The organism is Amycolatopsis aidingensis (assembly GCF_018885265.1).
Lineage (GTDB): Bacteria > Actinomycetota > Actinomycetes > Mycobacteriales > Pseudonocardiaceae > Amycolatopsis > Amycolatopsis aidingensis.
Map to the genome: position 1 here is coordinate 3,453,231 of NZ_CP076538.1, position 17,088 is coordinate 3,470,318.

General features: G+C 71.7%; 18 protein-coding genes and 1 pseudogene. 13 read left to right on the plus strand and 6 right to left on the minus strand.

Annotation, left to right across the window (positions count from 1 at the left end; all coding sequences use genetic code 11):
* Window positions 1-16: 16 nt before the first annotated feature.
* The 5 genes and pseudogenes from KOI47_RS15880 to ligD all read right to left on the minus strand — a co-directional run bounded on the left by KOI47_RS15880 (window position 17) and on the right by ligD (window position 4,744).
* Window positions 17-259: a hypothetical protein gene (locus KOI47_RS15880; protein ID WP_216216714.1), complete on the minus strand. Its 243-nt coding sequence runs from the start codon at window positions 257-259 to the stop codon at window positions 17-19.
* Window positions 259-441, minus strand: coding sequence for a hypothetical protein (locus KOI47_RS15885; RefSeq protein WP_216216715.1), 183 nt, complete (start codon window positions 439-441; stop codon window positions 259-261). The genes KOI47_RS15880 and KOI47_RS15885 overlap by 1 nt, the downstream gene beginning before the upstream one ends.
* A gap of 42 nt (window positions 442-483) precedes the next feature.
* On the minus strand, window positions 484-2,520 hold the full coding sequence (locus KOI47_RS15890; RefSeq protein WP_216216716.1) for a CocE/NonD family hydrolase: 2,037 nt from the start codon (window positions 2,518-2,520) through the stop codon (window positions 484-486).
* 19 nt (window positions 2,521-2,539) lie between these two features.
* The gene (locus KOI47_RS15895) at window positions 2,540-3,817 is read right to left on the minus strand and encodes an ATP-grasp domain-containing protein (protein WP_216216717.1); all 1,278 of its coding nucleotides are present in this window, start codon (window positions 3,815-3,817) and stop codon (window positions 2,540-2,542) included.
* Between the two features lie 23 nt (window positions 3,818-3,840).
* Window positions 3,841-4,744 (minus strand): annotated as a pseudogene (gene ligD, locus KOI47_RS36410) (non-homologous end-joining DNA ligase).
* A 375-nt stretch (window positions 4,745-5,119) separates the two neighbouring features.
* Here ligD and KOI47_RS15905 point away from each other — a divergent pair.
* The 12 genes from KOI47_RS15905 (at window position 5,120) to KOI47_RS15960 (ending at window position 16,034) form a co-directional block, all read left to right on the plus strand.
* The gene (locus KOI47_RS15905) at window positions 5,120-5,758 is read left to right on the plus strand and encodes an isochorismatase family protein (RefSeq protein ID WP_216216718.1); all 639 of its coding nucleotides are present in this window, start codon (window positions 5,120-5,122) and stop codon (window positions 5,756-5,758) included.
* Complete coding sequence (locus tag KOI47_RS15910; protein WP_216216719.1) at window positions 5,755-6,831, plus strand: 3-deoxy-7-phosphoheptulonate synthase; 1,077 nt, start codon at window positions 5,755-5,757, stop codon at window positions 6,829-6,831. The genes KOI47_RS15905 and KOI47_RS15910 overlap by 4 nt, the downstream gene beginning before the upstream one ends.
* 1 nt (window position 6,832) lies before the next feature.
* A complete protein-coding gene (locus KOI47_RS15915) occupies window positions 6,833-7,612 on the plus strand; it encodes an SDR family oxidoreductase (protein ID WP_216216720.1) in 780 nt (259 codons plus the stop codon).
* Window positions 7,613-7,662: 50 nt separating this feature from the next.
* The gene (locus KOI47_RS15920; RefSeq protein WP_216216721.1) at window positions 7,663-8,871 is read left to right on the plus strand and encodes an isochorismate synthase; all 1,209 of its coding nucleotides are present in this window, start codon (window positions 7,663-7,665) and stop codon (window positions 8,869-8,871) included.
* Window positions 8,853-10,496 (plus strand): (2,3-dihydroxybenzoyl)adenylate synthase, encoded by a 1,644-nt coding sequence (locus KOI47_RS15925; RefSeq protein WP_216216722.1) that lies wholly within the window; start codon window positions 8,853-8,855, stop codon window positions 10,494-10,496. Before KOI47_RS15920 ends, KOI47_RS15925 begins: the two co-directional genes overlap by 19 nt.
* 7 nt (window positions 10,497-10,503) lie before the next feature.
* A complete protein-coding gene (locus tag KOI47_RS15930) occupies window positions 10,504-10,749 on the plus strand; it encodes a phosphopantetheine-binding protein (protein WP_216216723.1) in 246 nt (81 codons plus the stop codon).
* Window positions 10,746-11,630 (plus strand): siderophore-interacting protein, encoded by an 885-nt coding sequence (locus tag KOI47_RS15935; RefSeq protein ID WP_216216724.1) that lies wholly within the window; start codon window positions 10,746-10,748, stop codon window positions 11,628-11,630. The genes KOI47_RS15930 and KOI47_RS15935 overlap by 4 nt, the downstream gene beginning before the upstream one ends.
* 74 nt (window positions 11,631-11,704) lie before the next feature.
* Window positions 11,705-12,703 (plus strand): ABC transporter substrate-binding protein, encoded by a 999-nt coding sequence (locus tag KOI47_RS15940; RefSeq protein WP_216216725.1) that lies wholly within the window; start codon window positions 11,705-11,707, stop codon window positions 12,701-12,703.
* Window positions 12,700-13,719, plus strand: a complete 1,020-nt coding sequence (locus KOI47_RS15945; RefSeq protein WP_232376771.1) for a FecCD family ABC transporter permease — start codon at window positions 12,700-12,702, stop codon at window positions 13,717-13,719. The genes KOI47_RS15940 and KOI47_RS15945 overlap by 4 nt, the downstream gene beginning before the upstream one ends.
* The gene (locus tag KOI47_RS15950) at window positions 13,716-14,735 is read left to right on the plus strand and encodes a FecCD family ABC transporter permease (RefSeq protein WP_216216726.1); all 1,020 of its coding nucleotides are present in this window, start codon (window positions 13,716-13,718) and stop codon (window positions 14,733-14,735) included. The genes KOI47_RS15945 and KOI47_RS15950 overlap by 4 nt, the downstream gene beginning before the upstream one ends.
* Window positions 14,732-15,508, plus strand: coding sequence for an ABC transporter ATP-binding protein (locus KOI47_RS15955; RefSeq protein WP_216216727.1), 777 nt, complete (start codon window positions 14,732-14,734; stop codon window positions 15,506-15,508). The genes KOI47_RS15950 and KOI47_RS15955 overlap by 4 nt, the downstream gene beginning before the upstream one ends.
* Window positions 15,509-15,608: 100 nt before the next feature.
* Entirely contained in the window at window positions 15,609-16,034 is a 426-nt protein-coding gene (locus tag KOI47_RS15960) for a DUF6010 family protein (protein WP_216216728.1), read from the plus strand.
* Window positions 16,035-16,073: 39 nt separating this feature from the next.
* Here the strand turns inward: KOI47_RS15960 and KOI47_RS15965 are convergent, their stop codons facing one another.
* The gene (locus KOI47_RS15965; protein ID WP_216216729.1) at window positions 16,074-16,490 is read right to left on the minus strand and encodes a hypothetical protein; all 417 of its coding nucleotides are present in this window, start codon (window positions 16,488-16,490) and stop codon (window positions 16,074-16,076) included.
* A 54-nt stretch (window positions 16,491-16,544) separates the two neighbouring features.
* On the opposite strand from KOI47_RS15965, the gene KOI47_RS15970 reads away from it, so the two are divergent.
* Window positions 16,545-16,982 (plus strand): MarR family winged helix-turn-helix transcriptional regulator, encoded by a 438-nt coding sequence (locus tag KOI47_RS15970; protein ID WP_216216730.1) that lies wholly within the window; start codon window positions 16,545-16,547, stop codon window positions 16,980-16,982.
* The last annotated feature ends 106 nt before the right edge of the window (window positions 16,983-17,088 follow it).

The window sequence follows — 17,088 nt, forward strand, 5'->3', positions numbered from 1 at the left end:
GGCGGCTCCGGCAAACTCACGCGCCGATCCGGTCCAGTTCGGCCAGCGCGCCCTCGGCCCCTTCCTCGCCCTGCTCGGCGCGGGCGGCCAGTTCGTCGCGGAAGCGGGAACGCGCGTGTTCCAGGGTGCTCCACTGCTCCCGGTCGAGGCGGGCCTCCAGGCCGGACTCCACCACGGTGTCGTAGCCGCCCTGGTCGTTGGGCTCGATGGCGTAGCGCATGCCGTCCGGCCGGTGCCAGACCCAGATCGCCAGCGACATCAGCGGGTGCTCCCTTCCTCCGGAAACGCCCGGCCCGTTTCGCCCGGCCACCTCGGCCCGGTGCCGGGTTCCTCCTCGGCCGCGGCATGCGCGTCCTGCGGTCCCGGGTCCCTGCCGGCCAGCAGCTCCGGGCCTCCCCAGGCCGCGCGGTTTTCCTGTTCCTCCAGCCGGTGCCTGCCCATGGTCCCTGGTTACCCACCGGCTCCGGCCGGTAAACAGCGGGTTCACACATGGTCGCGGGGTACGGTCGTGTCCCAGTTGCGGGACAGCACCCGTACCTCGCCCTCGTAGGCGTCGAGCTGGGCATGTATCCGGAACTCGGTGGTCGTGCAGGTCAGGATCGTGCGGGTGACCGCCCAGGCGTTCCACCCGCCCCTGCGGAACCCGGTGGTCCAGGCCACCTCGCCGCGGGCCGAGGTGAAGTCCTCGCCGACGCAACCGTAGGTCTCCTCGGCACGCTGGGTCACCTCGAGGCCGATGTCGTCCAGCAGGACGGTTCCGGAGTCCTTGATGACGTGCAGCGCGGAGTGGTAGTCGATCAGGTCGCGGACCACGTTCCAGCGTTGCTTACCCGGTTGCAGCACGGTGGTGCGCAGCGGCGGCGCGCCCTCCGGCTCGTCGAACGGATGCGGGGTGACCTCGTCGGAGTCGGCAACCGCGCGCATCGGCAGGGTCAGCGCGCAGCGGCCGGGGAACACGGTCAGCCGCACCGGCCGGGGCGGTGGCCAGGCCAGCGGCCAGTATGATGTGGACAGTGAAAGGCGGATGCGGTGGCCGGGCGGGAAAGCCTGGGCCACGCCGTTCAGGGAGACCCTGGCGCGGTACCGTCTGCCGGGTTCCAGCTCCGCGGGCTCGGCGTCGCCTGCGCGGTGGGTCAGGTTGAGCAGGCCGTAGGTCACCCGGGTGGCGCGGCCGTCCGGCGCGACATCGGACAACCGCGCGGCGACCATCGCCACCGGCTGGTCCACGGTGAACTCCAGCTCCACCACCGGCGCGCCGAGGATCTCGTGCCGTTCGGTGAGCTCCTCGGTCTCGAACACCAGCGAGCCGCCGTCCTCCTCGCGCTGGTCGTAGGGCAGGTCGGGTGGCGCGTTGTAGGAGCACCACTTCCCGGCGAACTGGCCGACCGAAAGCGGCGACTCCACCGAAAGCTCCCGCTGCTCCCGCTCGGCGTCCGCCGCCGAGGAAGGGTCGAGGATCCGGTACTCGGCCAGCCCGTAGCTGACCGTCCGGACGTGCGGGGACGGCCAGCGGGGCTCGCCGACCCAGCGGCCGGGGCGTTCCTCGTAGGCCGTTGAGGGCGGCACGCTGTCCTGCATCCACGTCCGCAGCATCGGTTCGTCCAGCACGCCGTTGTCGATTCCGTTGAGCCAGCGATCCCACCAGCGCAGCAGCTCCTGCAGGAACCCGATCGCGGGACCGGGCTCACCGAGGTGCGGGTACTTGTGCGACCACGGCCCGATGAGTCCCTTGCGCGGTACGTCCAGCCGCTCCAGCAGGCGGAACACCGAGTTGGAGTAGCCGTCGGCCCAGCCGCTCACCGCCAGCACCGGGCACCGGATGGCGGCGTAGTCCTCGCAGACCGAGCCGTGCCGCCAGAACGCGTCCCGCCGCTGGTGCTCCAGCCAGTCCTGTAACCACAGCCCGCTTTCCCGCAGCCGGTCGTACCACATCTCCCGCCACCGGCTGCCCACCACGGCAGGGTCGGGCGGGCAGCTGTTGTAGGCGAACATGGTGGATGCCCAGGACAGGTTGTCGCCGAGCAGACATCCGCCCATGTAGTGGACGTCGTCGGCGTACCGGTCGTCGGTGGAGCACACGGTCGCGATGGCGTCCAGGCCGGGCGGGCGGCGCGCGGCAACCTGCAGCGCGTTGAAGCCGCCCCAGGAGATGCCCATCATCCCGATGGAGCCGGTGCACCAGGGCTGCCCGGCGATCCAGGCCAGTACCTCCTCGGCGTCGCGCAGCTCCTGTTCCAGGTACTCGCCGGTGAGCACGCCCTCGGACTCACCGCTGCCCCGCAGGTCCACCCGGACCGCGGCGTAGCCGTGCCCGGCGAGATAGGGGTGGTGGACGGAGTCCCTGCGCGCGGTCAGGTCACGCTTGCGGTAGGGGATGAACTCGAGCACGGCGGGAACCGGATCGTCCTGCGCGGAGACCGGGCGCCAGATCCTGGCACCGAGCCGGACACCGTCGGACAGCGGAATCCACACATGCTCGTCCTCCCGGATCGCGTGCGCGAAGGACGTCACCTCACGCATCCGTCGCCTCTCGCTCCCTTCACTCCTCGCGGTCCTCGATCTCGAACGGCAGCTCGGCAACGCACCGCTCGTACTTCCGTACGAGTTCCCGCTCGCTGTCCGCGCCGGTGTACACGGTCGCGAGCACGTAGCTGTAGCTGTCCTGGCCGTGCTGCGCGGAGAGCCGGTCACCCGTGCGCACCGAGACCTCGGCCGAGCAGCCGGGGATGCGGTCGGTGATCGCGGTGACCTCCTCGGGTGTCGGGCTGCGCCGCACGACCCCGTCGGCGAAATGCCGCAGGAACCACTTGGCCGCGACCGGATACGCACCCTGCCGGTGCGGCAGGTCGGGCGGCAGGCCCAGCGCCAGCCGCAGCGAGCACTGGTGGTTCGGCACACCGTCCACCTCGTGGAAGAGGCGCGCGTGCGACTGGGAGTGCCGGGGGTTCACCTCCAGCAGGGTGATCGCGTCCCGGTCGGCGTCCCAGAAGAACTCGATGTTGAACGCGACGTGGGACAGTCCGATGTGCTCGATCACCCGGCAGGCGATATCGGCCAGCCGGTCCTGCACCGCCTGCGGCAGCGCGGATGGGTACTGGTAACGCAGGAAACTGGCGGAATCCGGATAGGTGTGCGAGTCGATCACGCCGTAGGCGCGCACCTGCGAGCCGGTGCTGTACCCCTCCACGGTCACCTGGGTCCCGCTGGCCGACTCCTCGGCGATGCATGCCTGCCCGCCCGCCTCGGCGACCCGCGACGGAAGGTCCAGGTGGTCCAGCAGGTGCTGGAAGGGCTTGCCGACCCGGTCGATGCCCCCGCGGATGACGTCGAGCGCGCCGGTGAACTCCTCATGGTCGTGCACCTCGAAGGCGAGTTCCGAGGAGTACGCCTTGATCGGCTTGATCCACATAGGATAGCCGAGCCCGCGCGGCGGCGCGGTGTCGTCCAGGTTCACCAGGCCGAACCGCGGGTACTCATTGATGACCTCCTGCTGTGCCAGCCTGCTCCAGTACTTGTGCTCGCAGGTGACCACCGCCTCCAGGGTGGCCGACGGCAGGCCGAACTCCCGGCACAACAACGGAACCATGGAGCTGGTGGGGAAGTCCCAGTAACCGAGGATGGCATCCACGTTGCCCTGGAAGCCGGACAGCTGCGCCCGTGCCTTGGCCAGCAGCTCGGTCAGCCGGAGTTCGTCGCTGTGCACCAGCTCTTCCACGGTCAGCAACGAGTGGAACCGGATGTGCTCGGTTCCCGGTATCCGCTGCAGCTCCGCGAGGTTGCCCTCGTCGAGGCCGAGTACGAAGACGTTGGTGGACATACTCTGCTTCCTGTCCGGTGGGGTCATCGGGACATCCGGTCATACGCCTGCCGGGCCGAGGCCGCGTGGTCGGACATGTCCCGCCACGGGCCGGCGGTGCGGGCGATCCGGCGCAGTAGCCCCGCGGCGTCGTACCGGTCCGGCGCGGCCCGCCCCAGCTCGGCGAAGTCCAGTGGGGTTGCCGCGGTCGCGCCGGGACGGGCGCGCAGGGAGTACGGGGCGATGAAGGTCTGGCCGTAGGCATTGCGACCGGTGTCCAGGAAGATCCGGCCACCGCGCCGATCCTTGCGGTGTGCGGTGGTCAGCAGGCCGGGCTGGTCCCCGGCGAGCCGGTCGGCCACCGCCCGCCCCCAGCGCTCGCACGGTGTCGAAGCCGGTGTTGCCGTCCAGCGGGCTGACGACGTGGTAGCCGCTGCCACCGGTCGCCTGCAGGAACGCGGCGAGGCCGAGTTCGGTGAGCAGGTCGCGGGTGCGGCGGACGGTGTCGCGCAGATCGGCCATGCGCACCCCCTCCGGCGGGTCGATGTCGAGCACCAGCCGGTCCGGCCGTTCCGGATTGTCCACTGTGGAAGGCCAGACGTGCAGTTCGAGGCTGGCCTGGTCGGCGAGGTAGACCAGGCAGGCCGCGTCCTCGCAGACCACGTGCCGCACGCTGCTCGACTCGTCCGTGCGCTGCGGCATGGCCCGCACCGGCAGCCAGTCCGGGAAGTGGCCGGAGGCCTCCTTCTGGAACCATCCCTCGCCGTCCACCCCGTCCGGGAACCGGCGCAGGGTCAGCGGGCGCCCGCGCAGGTGCGGCACCATCACCTCGGCCACCCGGCGGTAGTAGTCCACCACGTCCGCCTTGGTCAGTCCGGGTTCGGGATAGAAGACCTTGTCCTCGTTGCCGACCCGCAACTCGTGGCCGGCGATCTCGATGGTGCGCATCAGTCCTCCCGGAGGTTCCGAGCCTCCGGTCTACCCCGGTCCCGCGCGGGACAAACCTCGGCCCGGCGCCTTGCGATATGCCACTGTGGACAGTGCGGCGGCGCCGCGGCGACCGGCCGGGTGCCCCGAGACGGCGCCTGTACCTCGGATTTCCGGCGTGGTCAAGATTGGTTCGCCCGGGGTAGGTGCGGTGGGCCGTCTGTCTGATTCATCACGTGCCCCATTGCGTCCTAGCTCGATTGGGTTAGGCTAACCTAAACCGCCGCCTGGGGGCTGGGCGCCCGTTCCACGGTGTCCTGGCCGCGCGCTGCGCGGGGCCACCTCCAGCCGCGGGCAAGCCGCCGCCGTGCAAGCAGCCAGCAGAAAGGGTCGACCGTGCTCCCCACCATCGCGCCGTACCCCCTTCCGGTCCGGGCCGAGCTGCCGGACAACAGGGTCGAGTGGCGAGCCGACCCCTCCCGGGCCGTCCTGCTGGTGCACGATATGCAGAACTACTTCCTCGCGGCCTTCGGGGACGGGGACAGCCCGCTGCCCGCCGTGCTGGACAACATCGCCACGCTACGCAAGTACTGTGCCGGGCTGGACATCCCGGTGATCTTCACCGGGCAGCCGCCGGGGCAGAGCGCGCAGCAGCGCGGGCTGCTCCAGGAGTTCTGGGGCTCCGGGCTGCCCGACGACCCGCATGCGGCCGCCATCACGGCCGCGCTGGAGCCAGGGCCCGATGACCTGCGGCTGACCAAGGCGCGCTACAGCGCCTTCGTCGGCACCGACCTCGCCGACCTGCTCGGCGAGCGGGACCAGCTGATCCTCACCGGGGTGTACGCGCATATCGGGGTGCTCGCCACCGCGGTGGACGCCTTCATGCGGGACATCCGGCCGTTCGTGGTGGCGGACGCGGTCGCCGACTTCAGCCCCGAGGAGCACGAGCGGGCGATGCGCCAGGTCGCGCAGCGATGCGGTTCGGTCACCACCACCGCGGCACTGGCCGACGACCTCGACGCCACCGCGCGATGACGGTCCTCGCCGACGACACCGCGCGGGTGGTGGCGACCCTGCCCGCGCCAGCCGAGCTGGCCGCACGCAGCCCGCTGGACACCGGGTTGCGCGCGGCCATTGCCGGGCACCGGCGGGCGGTGCGCGCGATCGTGCAGGGTGCCGACGACCGGTTGCTGGTGGTGGTCGGCCCGTGCTCGGTGCACGACCCGGATGCCGCGCTGCACTACGCCGGCGAGCTGGCCGCGGTGGCCGCCGAGTACGAGCGGGACCTGCTGCTGGTGCTGCGTGCCTACCTTGAGAAGCCGCGCAGCCTGCTGGGCTGGAAAGGGCTGCTGCACGACCCGGACCTGGATGGTGGCGAGGACCTGGCCGGGGGGCTGCGCAGGGGGCGCGAGTTCCTGGTCCGGGCCGCCGGCACCGGCCTGCCGCTGGCGTACGAGTTCGTCGACCCGTTCCTGGCGCCGTTCCTGCTGGACCTGGTGTCCTGGGGCGCGATCGGAGCCCGCACCGTCGCCGCCCAGCCGCACCGCCAGCTGGCCTCCGCGCTGCCGATGCCGGTCGGGATGAAGAACGCGGTGACCGGCGAGGTGGAGGTCGCGATCGCGGCGGCGCGGGCGGCCGGCGCGCCGCATGTCTTCGCAGGGCTCGGGCCTGCGGGCGCGCCCGCGGTGCTGGCCGGGGCAGGCAACCCGGCCTGCCATGTGGTGCTGCGCGGTGGGGTCGTGCCCAACCACGACGCTGCCTCGGTCGGCGCGGCGCTGGACCTGCTGCGCACGGCCGGGTTGCCTGCGCACCTGATGGTGGACGCCGCACATGGCAACAGCGGTAAGGACCACCGCCGCCAGCCCGCGGTCGTCGCCGAGCTGGCCGCGCAGGTGGCGCACGGGCGCCACGGCCTGATGGGGGTGATGGTCGAGTCCTTCCTGGAGCCGGGGCGCCAGGACATCACCGCACGGCCGCTGCGCTACGGCGTCAGCGTCACCGATGCCTGCCTGGGGTGGGCGGACACCATCGGCTGCCTGGACACCCTCGCCGCGGCCGTGCGGGCCCGGCGGGAGGGCTCGGCCCTGGCGGAACCGGGAGGGAACTGAGATGCCGGATGCGGAAGGGACCGCGCTGGTCACCGGGGCCGCGCGGGGGATCGGCGCCGCGGTCGCCGAGGCCTTCGCCGAGCAGGGCAGGCCGGTGGCGCTGCTGGACAAGGACCCGGAGGTGCGGCAGACGGCGAAGGAGCTCAGCACTGCCGGGGCGCGCGTCCTCGCGCTGGTTGCCGATGTCGCCGACCCGGCCGAGGTGGAGACGGCCGTGGCCGCGGCCGAGGCCGAGCTCGGCCCGGTGACCGCCCTGGCCAATGTGGCGGGAGTGCTGTGCACCGGGGGAGTGCTCGACCTCGACGACGACGACCTCGCCCGCAGCCTCGCGGTGAACACCACCGGAGTCTGGAACACCGGCCGCGTGGCCGGGCGCCGGATGCGCGAGCGCGGCACGGGCAGCATCGTCACGGTCGCCTCGAACGCGGCGGCCACGCCCCGCGTCGGAATGGCCGCGTACTCGGCCTCCAAGGCCGCCGCGGTTGCGCTGACCCGCAACCTCGGCCTCGAGCTCGCCCCGCAGGTGCGGTGCAACATCGTCTGCCCCGGCTCGACGGACACAGCCATGCTGCGGTCGATGTGGCCCGATCCCGCCGACGACCGCGGCGCCGAGGCCGTGGTGGCGGGCAACCAGGGGGAGTACCGGCTTGGCATCCCGCTGGGACGGATCGCGGCTCCCCGTGAGGTGGCGGCGGCGGTGCTGTTCCTGGCGGGTGAAGCCGCCCGGCACATCACGATGCAGTCCCTCACGGTCGACGGGGGCGCCACCCTCGGCGGCTGACCCGGCGGCCTGGTGACCCAGCCCCGAATCCCGGCGAAAGGAAGTTCGACGTGCCCACACCGGCCCTGGTCCGGCCCCGGCCCGCGCACCGGGCGTCCGACCTGCTCGCCGCCTACCTGCCCGGCTCGTTCTACTACTCCTCGGCGCGCGGGTCGCTGCTCGCCGACGGGGTGCACAGCAGCGTGCGGGCCAGGCCCGGTTCCCGTGCCCACACGGCCGCCGAGGCGCTGGAGGCGGCCGCGCTGGCCGGGGTGGCCGACCCGGTGGTCGTCGGGGCGCTCGGGTTCCGGCCGGACGCCGAGAGCAGCCTGGTCGTGCCCGCCGTGGTGCGCAGGGCGGGCGCCCCGGACCGGGCCGGGGCGCCTCCGCCGGGTCCGCCCGCGCCGGGGGAGGCGGCCTGGTCGATGACGCCGCGGCCGGAGCCGCAACGCTACGCGGACGGGGTTCGCCGGGCGCTGGACCTGATCGAGGCAGGCGAGGTGAGCAAGGTGGTGCTCGCCCGCTGCCTCGAGCTCACCGCGGGGGAGCCGGTTGCCGTGCCCGCCCTGCTCGCCCGCCTGGTGCGGGCGGACCCGGCGGCGCACGCCTTCGCGGTGGACGTGACCGCCCCCGGCGACCCTGCCACCCGCACCCTGCTCGGGGCGAGCCCGGAACTGCTGCTGGCCCGCCACGGCGCGACCGTGGTGGCCAACCCGCTCGCCGGTTCGCTGCCGCGCTGCGCGGACGAGGCGGAGAACCGCAGGCGGGTGGCCACGCTGCTGGCCTCGGAGAAGGACCGCAGGGAACACGCCTACGTGGCCGCGCAGGTCGGCGAGGTGCTGGGCCGGTTCTGCACCGAGGTCTCGGTGCCAGCCGAACCGGAGGTGATCGGCACGCCGACGATGTGGCACCTGTCCAGCCGGATCACCGGGACGCTCGCCGATCCCGCCGACCCGGCCTCCTCCTCGCTCGCACTGGCCGAGGCGCTGCACCCCACGCCGGCGGTGTGCGGGGTGCCGGCGGCCAGGGCCAGGGACGCGATCGCGGACCTGGAACCGCAGGACCGCGGCTACTATTCCGGCCTGGTCGGCTGGACCGGCCCGGACGGCGATGGCGAGTGGGTGGTCACGATCCGCAGCGCCGAGGTGTGTGAGCGCACCGTCCGGCTGTTCGCGGGCGCCGGGATCGTCGCAGGCTCCGACCCCGCGGCCGAGCTCGCCGAGACCAGCGCGAAGTTCCGCACCCTGCTGCGCGCACTCGGATGGGAGGATGCCGCGTGAGTCATGTGGCCTGGCCGCCGGAGTTCGCGGCCCGTTACCGCGCGGCAGGACACTGGCGCGGGCAGACCTTCGGTGCGCTGCTCAGTGCGCTGGCCGCCGCGTACGCCGAGCGCACCGCGGTGGTGGGGGAGACAGCCGGTGCGACCGTGCGCTGGAGTTTCGCCGAGCTGGACGAGCGGGCGCACCGGATCGCCGCCGGGCTGACCGATCTTGGTATCGCGGCCGGTGCGCGGGTGGTGCTGCAACTGCCGAACGTGCCGGAGTTCCTGCCGGTGGTGTTCGGTCTGTGGCGGGCGGGTGCCTGGCCGGTGTTCGCGCTGCCCGCGCACCGGCACAGCGAGCTGCGGCATTTCGCCGCCCAGAGCGAGGCAGCCGCGATCCTCACCGTCGGGTCGCACGAGCGGCACGATCACGCGGCCACCGCCCGCGCCGTCGCGGCTGAGGTGGACTCGGTCCGGCGGGTGCTGGTCGTGGGCTCAGCGGAGTTCGGCGAGCTCGCGGCCAGTGCGCCGCGCGAGCTACCCGATCCCGATCCCGGGGGCGTGGCCTTCCTGCAGCTGTCCGGCGGGAGCACCGGGCTGCCGAAGCTGATCCCGCGTACCCACGACGACTATCTGTACAGCGTGCGGGAGAGCGCGCGGATCTGCGCCCTGCGCCCGGACAGTGTGTACCTGGCCGCGCTGCCGGTAGCGCACAACTACCCGCTCAGCTCGCCAGGGGTGCTCGGTGCGCTGCACGCGGGCGCCGCCGCCGTGCTGGCCCCGCGCCCGGACGCGGACACCGCGTTCCGGCTGATCGAGTCCGAGCGGGTGACGATCACCGGGGTCGTCCCGCCGCTGGCCGCGGCCTGGGTGCAGGCGGCGGCGCGCACCGAGCGGGACCTTTCCAGCCTGGAGGTCCTGCTGGTCGGCGGGGCGAAATGCGGCCGTGAGCTGGCCGAGCGGATCGGGCCCGCACTGGGGTGCCGGTTGCAGCAGGTCTTCGGCATGGCGGAGGGCCTGGTCTGCTACACCCGGCTGGACGACCCGCAGGAGCTCGTGCTGGAGACCCAGGGACGTCCCATCTCGCTGGACGACGAGATCCGGGTGGTCGATCCGGAGGACCCCGCCGCGCCCTCGGACGCCGTGGTGCCACCGGGAGAGGTGGGCGCGCTGCTGACCCGCGGCCCGTACACGATCCGCGGTTACTACCGGGCCGCGGAGCACAACGCGACCGCGTTCACCGCGGACGGCTTCTACCGCACCGGGGACCTGGTGCGCCGCCGCCCCTCCGGGCACATCGAGGTGGTCGGCAGGGCGAAGGAACAGATCAACCGGGGTGGGGAGAAGGTGGCGGCCGAGGAGGTCGAGAATCACCTGATGGCCCACCCCGCGGTGCTGGACGCCGCGGTGGTGGCCGTGCCCGACGAGTATCTGGGCGAGCGGACCTGTGCCTATGTCGTGCCCAGGGCGGGGGCCGAGGTCACCGGCGCCGAGTTGCGGCGGTTCGTGCGGGAACGCGACGTCGCCTCGTTCAAGGTCCCGGACCTGATCGAGGTGGTCGGGGAGTTCCCGGTGACCGGGGTTGGCAAGACCAGCAAGCGTGAGCTACGGGTGGCGCTGGCCGCCCTCGTGCAGAAGGAGTGATGCGCCGATGAACGCACCCGCACTGTCCGCGGACCGGATCCGGGCCGATGTCGCCGGCCTGCTCGGCTGCGAGCCCGCCGAGATCGACGCGAACGAGAACCTTTTCGACCGGGGCCTCGACTCGGTCCGGGTGATGTCCCTTGTGGAGCGCTGGCGGGCGGAGGGGGCCACCGGCCTGGAGTTCCCCGACCTGGCCGAGCGGCCGGAACTGGCACACTGGACCGAGATCGTCGCCGGTGGTGCGGGCAGGTGAGCCGCGCCGACCAGCGCGACCGGCACCTGGAGCGGATCGCCGAGGTGCGGGCGGGCACCAGGGCGGAGAAGGTGCCCTACCCGATCCGGATCCGGCGCACCGAGGTGCTGCGCACCCGGATGGTCGGGGCGGGCCTGCTGCGGGTGACCCTTGGCGGACCCGGGGTCGCCGGGTTCGAGGCCCACTCGCCGGACGAGCACGTCAAGCTGATCTTCCCGGACGCGGATGGGACGCTGCGCCTGCCCGAGCCGAACGGGTCGATGCTGCGCTGGCCACGGCCCTCGCCCACCACCAGGGAGTACACGGTGCGCCGCTACGATCCGGCGGCCGGTGAGCTCGATATCGACGTCGCACTGCACCCCGGCGGGCTCGGCTCCGACTGGGCACAGGCGGCCCGGCCGGGCGAGGTGGTGCATGTCGCGGGTCCGCCCGGCGGGCTGATCGTTCCGCATGGCTACGACCGTTACCTGCTCGCCGGGGACATCACGGCGCTGCCCGCCATCGCCCGCTGGCTGGAGGAACTGCCCCGCACGGCCGCGGGCTGGGCGTTCATCGAGGTCGCCGACGCCACCGAGGAGATCGAGCTGTCCGCGCCGGAGGACGTCGAGGTGCGCTGGCTGCACCGTGGCGTGGTGCCGCCGGGCGGCGGCGACCTGCTGGAGCGTGCCGTCCGCGCGGTGACCGTGCCCGAAGGGGAGCGGGTGTACGTGTGGCTCGCCGGGGAGGCGGGCGCACTGAAGCCGTTGCGCCGCTGGATCCGGGATGAGCTGCGGCTCGGCAAGGGCGACTACGACGTCACCGGCTACTGGAAGCGGGGGGTCGCGGACTTCGACGAGGAGCATGAGGACGGACATGAGGACGGACACAGCCACGGGCACTGACGTGGCGACCTCTCTCGTCTAAGGTAAGCCTACCCTAGCAACTGCTCTGGTTTTCTGGATGTCAAGGAGTACGCATGTCTTCAGGTCGATCGCTGCGCATCGCCGGGGCGATGGCGCTCGCGCTCACCCTGGCCGCGGGCTGCGGGTCGGGCGGCGCGGGCCAGGACGCCGCGGCCCAGGGCGAGACCCGGGTCTTCACCGCGGACAATGGTGAGATCACCATCCCGGCCGATCCGCAGCGCGTGGTCGCCACCGGGTACGCGGTGCCGGTGCTGATCCAGGCCGACGCGCCCCTGGTCGGGATCTCCACCTGGAAGCGCGGCGTGCCGATGATGACCGAGGAGGACAAGGCCGCCTACGACGAGCTGCCGAAGGTCGCGGGGGAGCAGGCGGCCGAGACCAACTACGAGGCGATCGCCAAGGCCGACCCCGACCTGATCGTCATCGGGGTGCCCGCGCCGGTGCTGGGCGATATCGACGTCCCGCGGCTGGAGGACATCGCGCCGGTGGTGGCGATCGGTCCCACCGTGCCCTCGGCCTGGCGCGAGCTGTCGCGGCGCCAGGCGGACGCGGCAGGCGCGCTGGAGCGGTTCGACGCCATCAAGGCCGAGTACGAGGCCAAGGCGGAGAAGCTGGCCGAGAAGTACCAGGACGTCCTGCCGCAGCTGAAGCTCGGCCACGTCGGCGAGTACGGCAAGGTCGCCAAGGGCACCTTCCAGCGCGAGTTCGACGGCTCCTGGGGTACCAACGTGGCCAACGACATCGGCGCGAGCTACTACGGCGAGGTCAAGGAGAAGGGCAAGGGCTCGCGCTCGGTCAGCGAGTACCCGTCCATCGAGGAACTGCCGACCGCCTTCGCCGAGGCCGACGCGATCACCTACTCGGTCGAGGCCGACGGCTCGGTCCCGGAGTCGGTCCAGTACGTGCTGGACTCCGAGCTATGGAAGAACCTTCCCGCGGTCAAGGCCGGGCAGACGTACCCGATCCGCTACACCCAGGCAGCGACCTACCGGGAGGCCATGCTGACCCTGGACGCGATTGACGAGTCGTTCGCGCCGATGCTGAAGCAGTGACGGTCGAGCGCAGGCTACCCGGGGCGACCGGCGAGTCGCGGACGCGGATCGCGGTGCTGGTCGCCGCGCTGGTGCTGCTGCTGGTGGCGGCGGTGGCCAGCATCGGCATCGGTGCGCACACCGTCGCCCCGGCCGAGGTCCTGCGGGCCCTGTTCGCCTATGACGGGTCCGACGACCACGTCATCGTCTGGGACATCCGTGCACCCCGCGCGCTGCTGGCGATCGGGGTGGGAGCGGCGCTGGCCACCGCGGGCACGTTGATCCAGACGTTGTCCCGCAACCCGCTCGCCGAGCCCGGCATCCTCGGGGTCACCGCGGGTGCCGGGTTCGCGATCACCGTGGGCTCCGCGCTCGGCCTGGTCGCCAGCCAGGCCGGGCAGCTGGTGGCGGCCGTGCTGGGCTCGGCACTGGCCGCGCTGCTGGTCTACTCGGTCGGCAGGCAGTCGCCGCTGCGCCTTGTGCTCACCGGGGTGGCGCTGACCGCGATCCTGACCACCGGGGTCTCCCTCGGGCTGCGGCTGATGCTGCCGGAGGTGTTCGACCAGTACCGGTTCTGGGCGGTCGGTTCGCTGGCGGGCCGGGAGCAGGCGCCGCTGACCGTGCCGCTGGTGGCGATCGGGCTCGCGCTGGTCGGCGCGCTGCTGGTGACCAGGGCGCTGAACGCGATCGCACTCGGCGAGACGGTGGCGCACACCCTGGGTGCCAACGTGGCCAGGGTTCGCCTGATCACCCTGGTGCTGGTCACCGTGCTGGCCGGGGCGGCGACCGCGGTGGCGGGCCCGATCCTGTTTGTCGGCCTGATCGTGCCGCATCTTGCCCGGCGGCTTGCCATGGGCTCGATCCCCTGGCTGATGGTCTACACCATGATCCTCGGCCCGATCCTGATGCTGGTGTCCGATATCGGGTCCCGGATTCTGCTGCCCACCGGTGAGGTCCCGGTCGCGATCGTGACCGCCTTCCTCGGCGGGCCGGTGCTCATCTGGGTGGTTCGGAGGTACGGGACGGTGGCGCTGTGACGGTCCTCGCGGTGCCCGGCACGGGCAGGTCGGTCCACCTCGAACGCCGGACGCTGGTGCTGGTGGTGGTGCTGCTCGCCGTGATCCTGGGCCTGGGTCTGCTGGGCCTGTGCTTCGGCGCGGACTGGGCGAGCCCGGGGGAGGCGTTCGCGGCCCTTGCCGGGTACGGCGACTCGGTGGTGGTGATCAGGGACTGGCGGCTGCCGCGGGTGCTGGCCGGTGCGGTGTTCGGCGCCGCGCTGGGGGTGGCCGGGGCGATCTTCCAGAACCTCACCCGCAACCCGATGGGCAGCCCGGACGTGATCGGCCTGGACGCGGGCGCCTACACCGGAGCCCTGATCGCGCTCACCGTGCTGTCCGGCACCTCGGCACAGCTCACGCTGAGCTCCGTACTGGGCGGGCTGGTGGTCGCGGCCGTGATCTACCTGCTCTCGATGGACGGCGGACTGTCCGGGCTGCGGCTGGTCGTGATCGGGATCGCGGTGAACGCCATCCTGACCGCGTTCAACTCCTGGATCGTGCTGCGGGCCGAACTGGAGATCGCGATCGCGGCCGTGGGATGGAGCGCGGGCTCGCTGAACGGGATCGACTGGGCGAACCTCTACCTGCCGTTCACGATCATCGCCTGCCTGCTGGTGCTGATGGCGACGCAGGCGCATGCCATGCACCAGACCGGGCTGGGGGACGCCGTCGCGGCCACCACCGGGGTGCGGCTGCACCGGCTGCGCCTGCTGATGGTGGTGGTCGGTGTTGGCTGCACCGCCACGGTGACCGCGGTGGCCGGCCCGATCGTGTTCATCGCGCTGGCCGCCCCACAGATCGGCCGCAGGCTGGCCAAGGCCCCCGGCGTCCCGCTGCTGCCCGCCGCGCTGACCGGTGCGGTGTTGTTGCAGGGCGCCGACCTGACTGCCCAGATGCTGCTGGCGCCGGTCGCCCTTCCGGTCGGCGTGGTGACCACCGTGATCGGCGGGTGTTACCTGATCTGGCTGCTGACCAAGGAAGTGAGGCGGGTATGAGCACACGCCTGACCGCACGGGAGCTCACCCTCGGCTACGGCGACCGGGTGGTCTCGACCCGGCTGAGCCTGGACATCCCGGACGGTGCCTTCACCGCCATCGTCGGCCCGAACGCCTGCGGGAAGTCGACCCTGCTGCGCGCCTTCGTCCGGCTGCTGCGGCCGGACGAGGGGCAGGTACGGCTCGACGAGCGTGCGGTTGGCGCGTACCCGCCGAAGTCGCTGGCAAGGATGCTGGGTTTCCTGCCGCAGGATCCGCTGGCCCCGGAGAACATCAGGGTGCGGCAACTGGTCGGCCGTGGCCGCTTCCCGCATCAGGCGTTGCTGTCCACCTGGTCGCCGGCGGACGAGCGGGCCGTCACCAAGGCGATGTCCGACGCTGGCGTGGCAGACCTGGCCGACCGGCCGGTGCACGAACTGTCCGGGGGCCAGCGGCAGCGTGCCTGGGTGGCGATGGTGCTGGCCCAGCAGACCCCCTACCTGCTGCTCGACGAGCCGACGTCCTTTTTGGACATCACGCACCAGTACCAGCTGCTCCGTCTGCTCGCCCGGCTGCGCGACGAGGGTCGCACGGTCATCACGGTGCTGCACGACATAAACCAGGCCTGCCGCTTCGCCGATCATGTGGTGGCGATGCGGGACGGCCGGATCGTCGCCGAGGGAACGGCTGCGGACATCGTGGACGCGGAACTGCTGAAGGAGGTCTTCGACCTGCCAAGCATCGTCGTCCCGGACCCGGTGACCGGCACCCCGATGGTCGTACCGACACTGTAGTGGTTCGGTTCGGCGCGGACACGGTCTGCTGTCCGGATCCCGTCGCGGAATGGCGAAACACCCGCTGTCGTCTGGTGCTGCCTGGTTCTATCTTCACCTCATGACCGTCGTCGCGCCGATTCTGATCGGGATCCTGTACGTAGTGCTCAATTCCCTCATCCGCGTGCCGCATCGCCGCCGGTTCAACGCGATCATGGTGGCTGGTGCGGGTGCCGCGTATCTCAGTGGCGGGGGTTTCGGTGCATGGGAGTTCGTGTTCACCGCGGCGGTGACCTATTGTGCCTATCGTGGTCTGGAGTCCTGGACGTTCGTCGGTATCGCGTGGTTGCTGCACACCGGGTGGGATTTGTTACAACATCTGGATGGGAATCCGATTATCCCGTTCGCGGAGCATTCCTCGCTCGGTTGCGCGATCTGCGATCCGGTGATCGCCGCGTGGTGCCTCACCGGCGGCCGGTCCATCCGCGAACTCGTCCGCGGCCCGAGGTGCGCGCCCGCAGGTTCCGTCCGCAACCCGTCCGCATAGCCCGGTCGGACGTACCGGAGTCGATGGCCTGATCGTGCGCTACCGGCTGGTTCGGCGGATCGCCACGGACGAGGTGAGTGCGGCGACGACCCAGACGAGCGGACCGGAGAGTCCGCCGATGGGATCGACGTGGCCGGGCAGCACCATGACGATCACGAAGGCGGCGTCGATCAGGCCGAGGACGACGAGATTGAGCCAGTAGCCGAACCAGTCGTTACGCCGATTGAGGAACCAGGCGACGGCGATCGCCTGGGCGCCGAACACGGTGGCACAGACGAAAAACATCATGCTTTCCGCCTCGAGTTCACTGGCAGACAACCCGTCTGCTCCCGCGGAGCCCACCATCGAGATCCCGAGGCCGAGATGGAGCAGTCCCCACAGCAGGTAAGCGGCAGCACCGGCCAGGGCCCAGCGGGAGCGCTGCGGACCGGGGCGGATGACAACGGTATCGTTCACGACGTGAAAGATACACGTCGTGAACTAACTGGCCCCGCCGGTCCTGACCAGGTAGTGGCCGAAGCGCTGACGGCAACCCGTCAGCTGCACTCGGCGACCGAGGAACTCCTCGACGCCGCGGCCGAACGCTATGGCATCAACCGCAACGACCTGCGCTGCCTGGAGATCCTCGAGCGAGAGGGACCGATGCAGCCAGGTCGGCTGGCCCAGGTCAGCGGGTTGAGTCCGGCCGCGGTCACCAAGGTCCTCGATCGTCTCGAACGGGCCGGGTACGTCATCAGGCCCGGCGCGGGTGCCGACCGGCGTGCCCGCCCGGCGCAGGTCTCGGAGCGCCACCCGCAGCGGCGCCGCGAGATATGGCAGCCGGTGATCGACGCCGCTCACACCGCCTTGGCCGGCCAGAGCCCCGAACAGGTCCGGGCGCTCACCGCTGTTCTCACCGGCCTCGCCGAAGCCAACCATCGAAGCGCCCGGTACCTGCGGCGGTGCTGATCGGCAACGGCGGATCGGGGAGTAACTCACATCCGCACGTCCACCGCTCGTGTTAGGTTAGCCTACGTTTCCTCTCTGGGGATCGAAGGCCGAGTACTCCGATGAG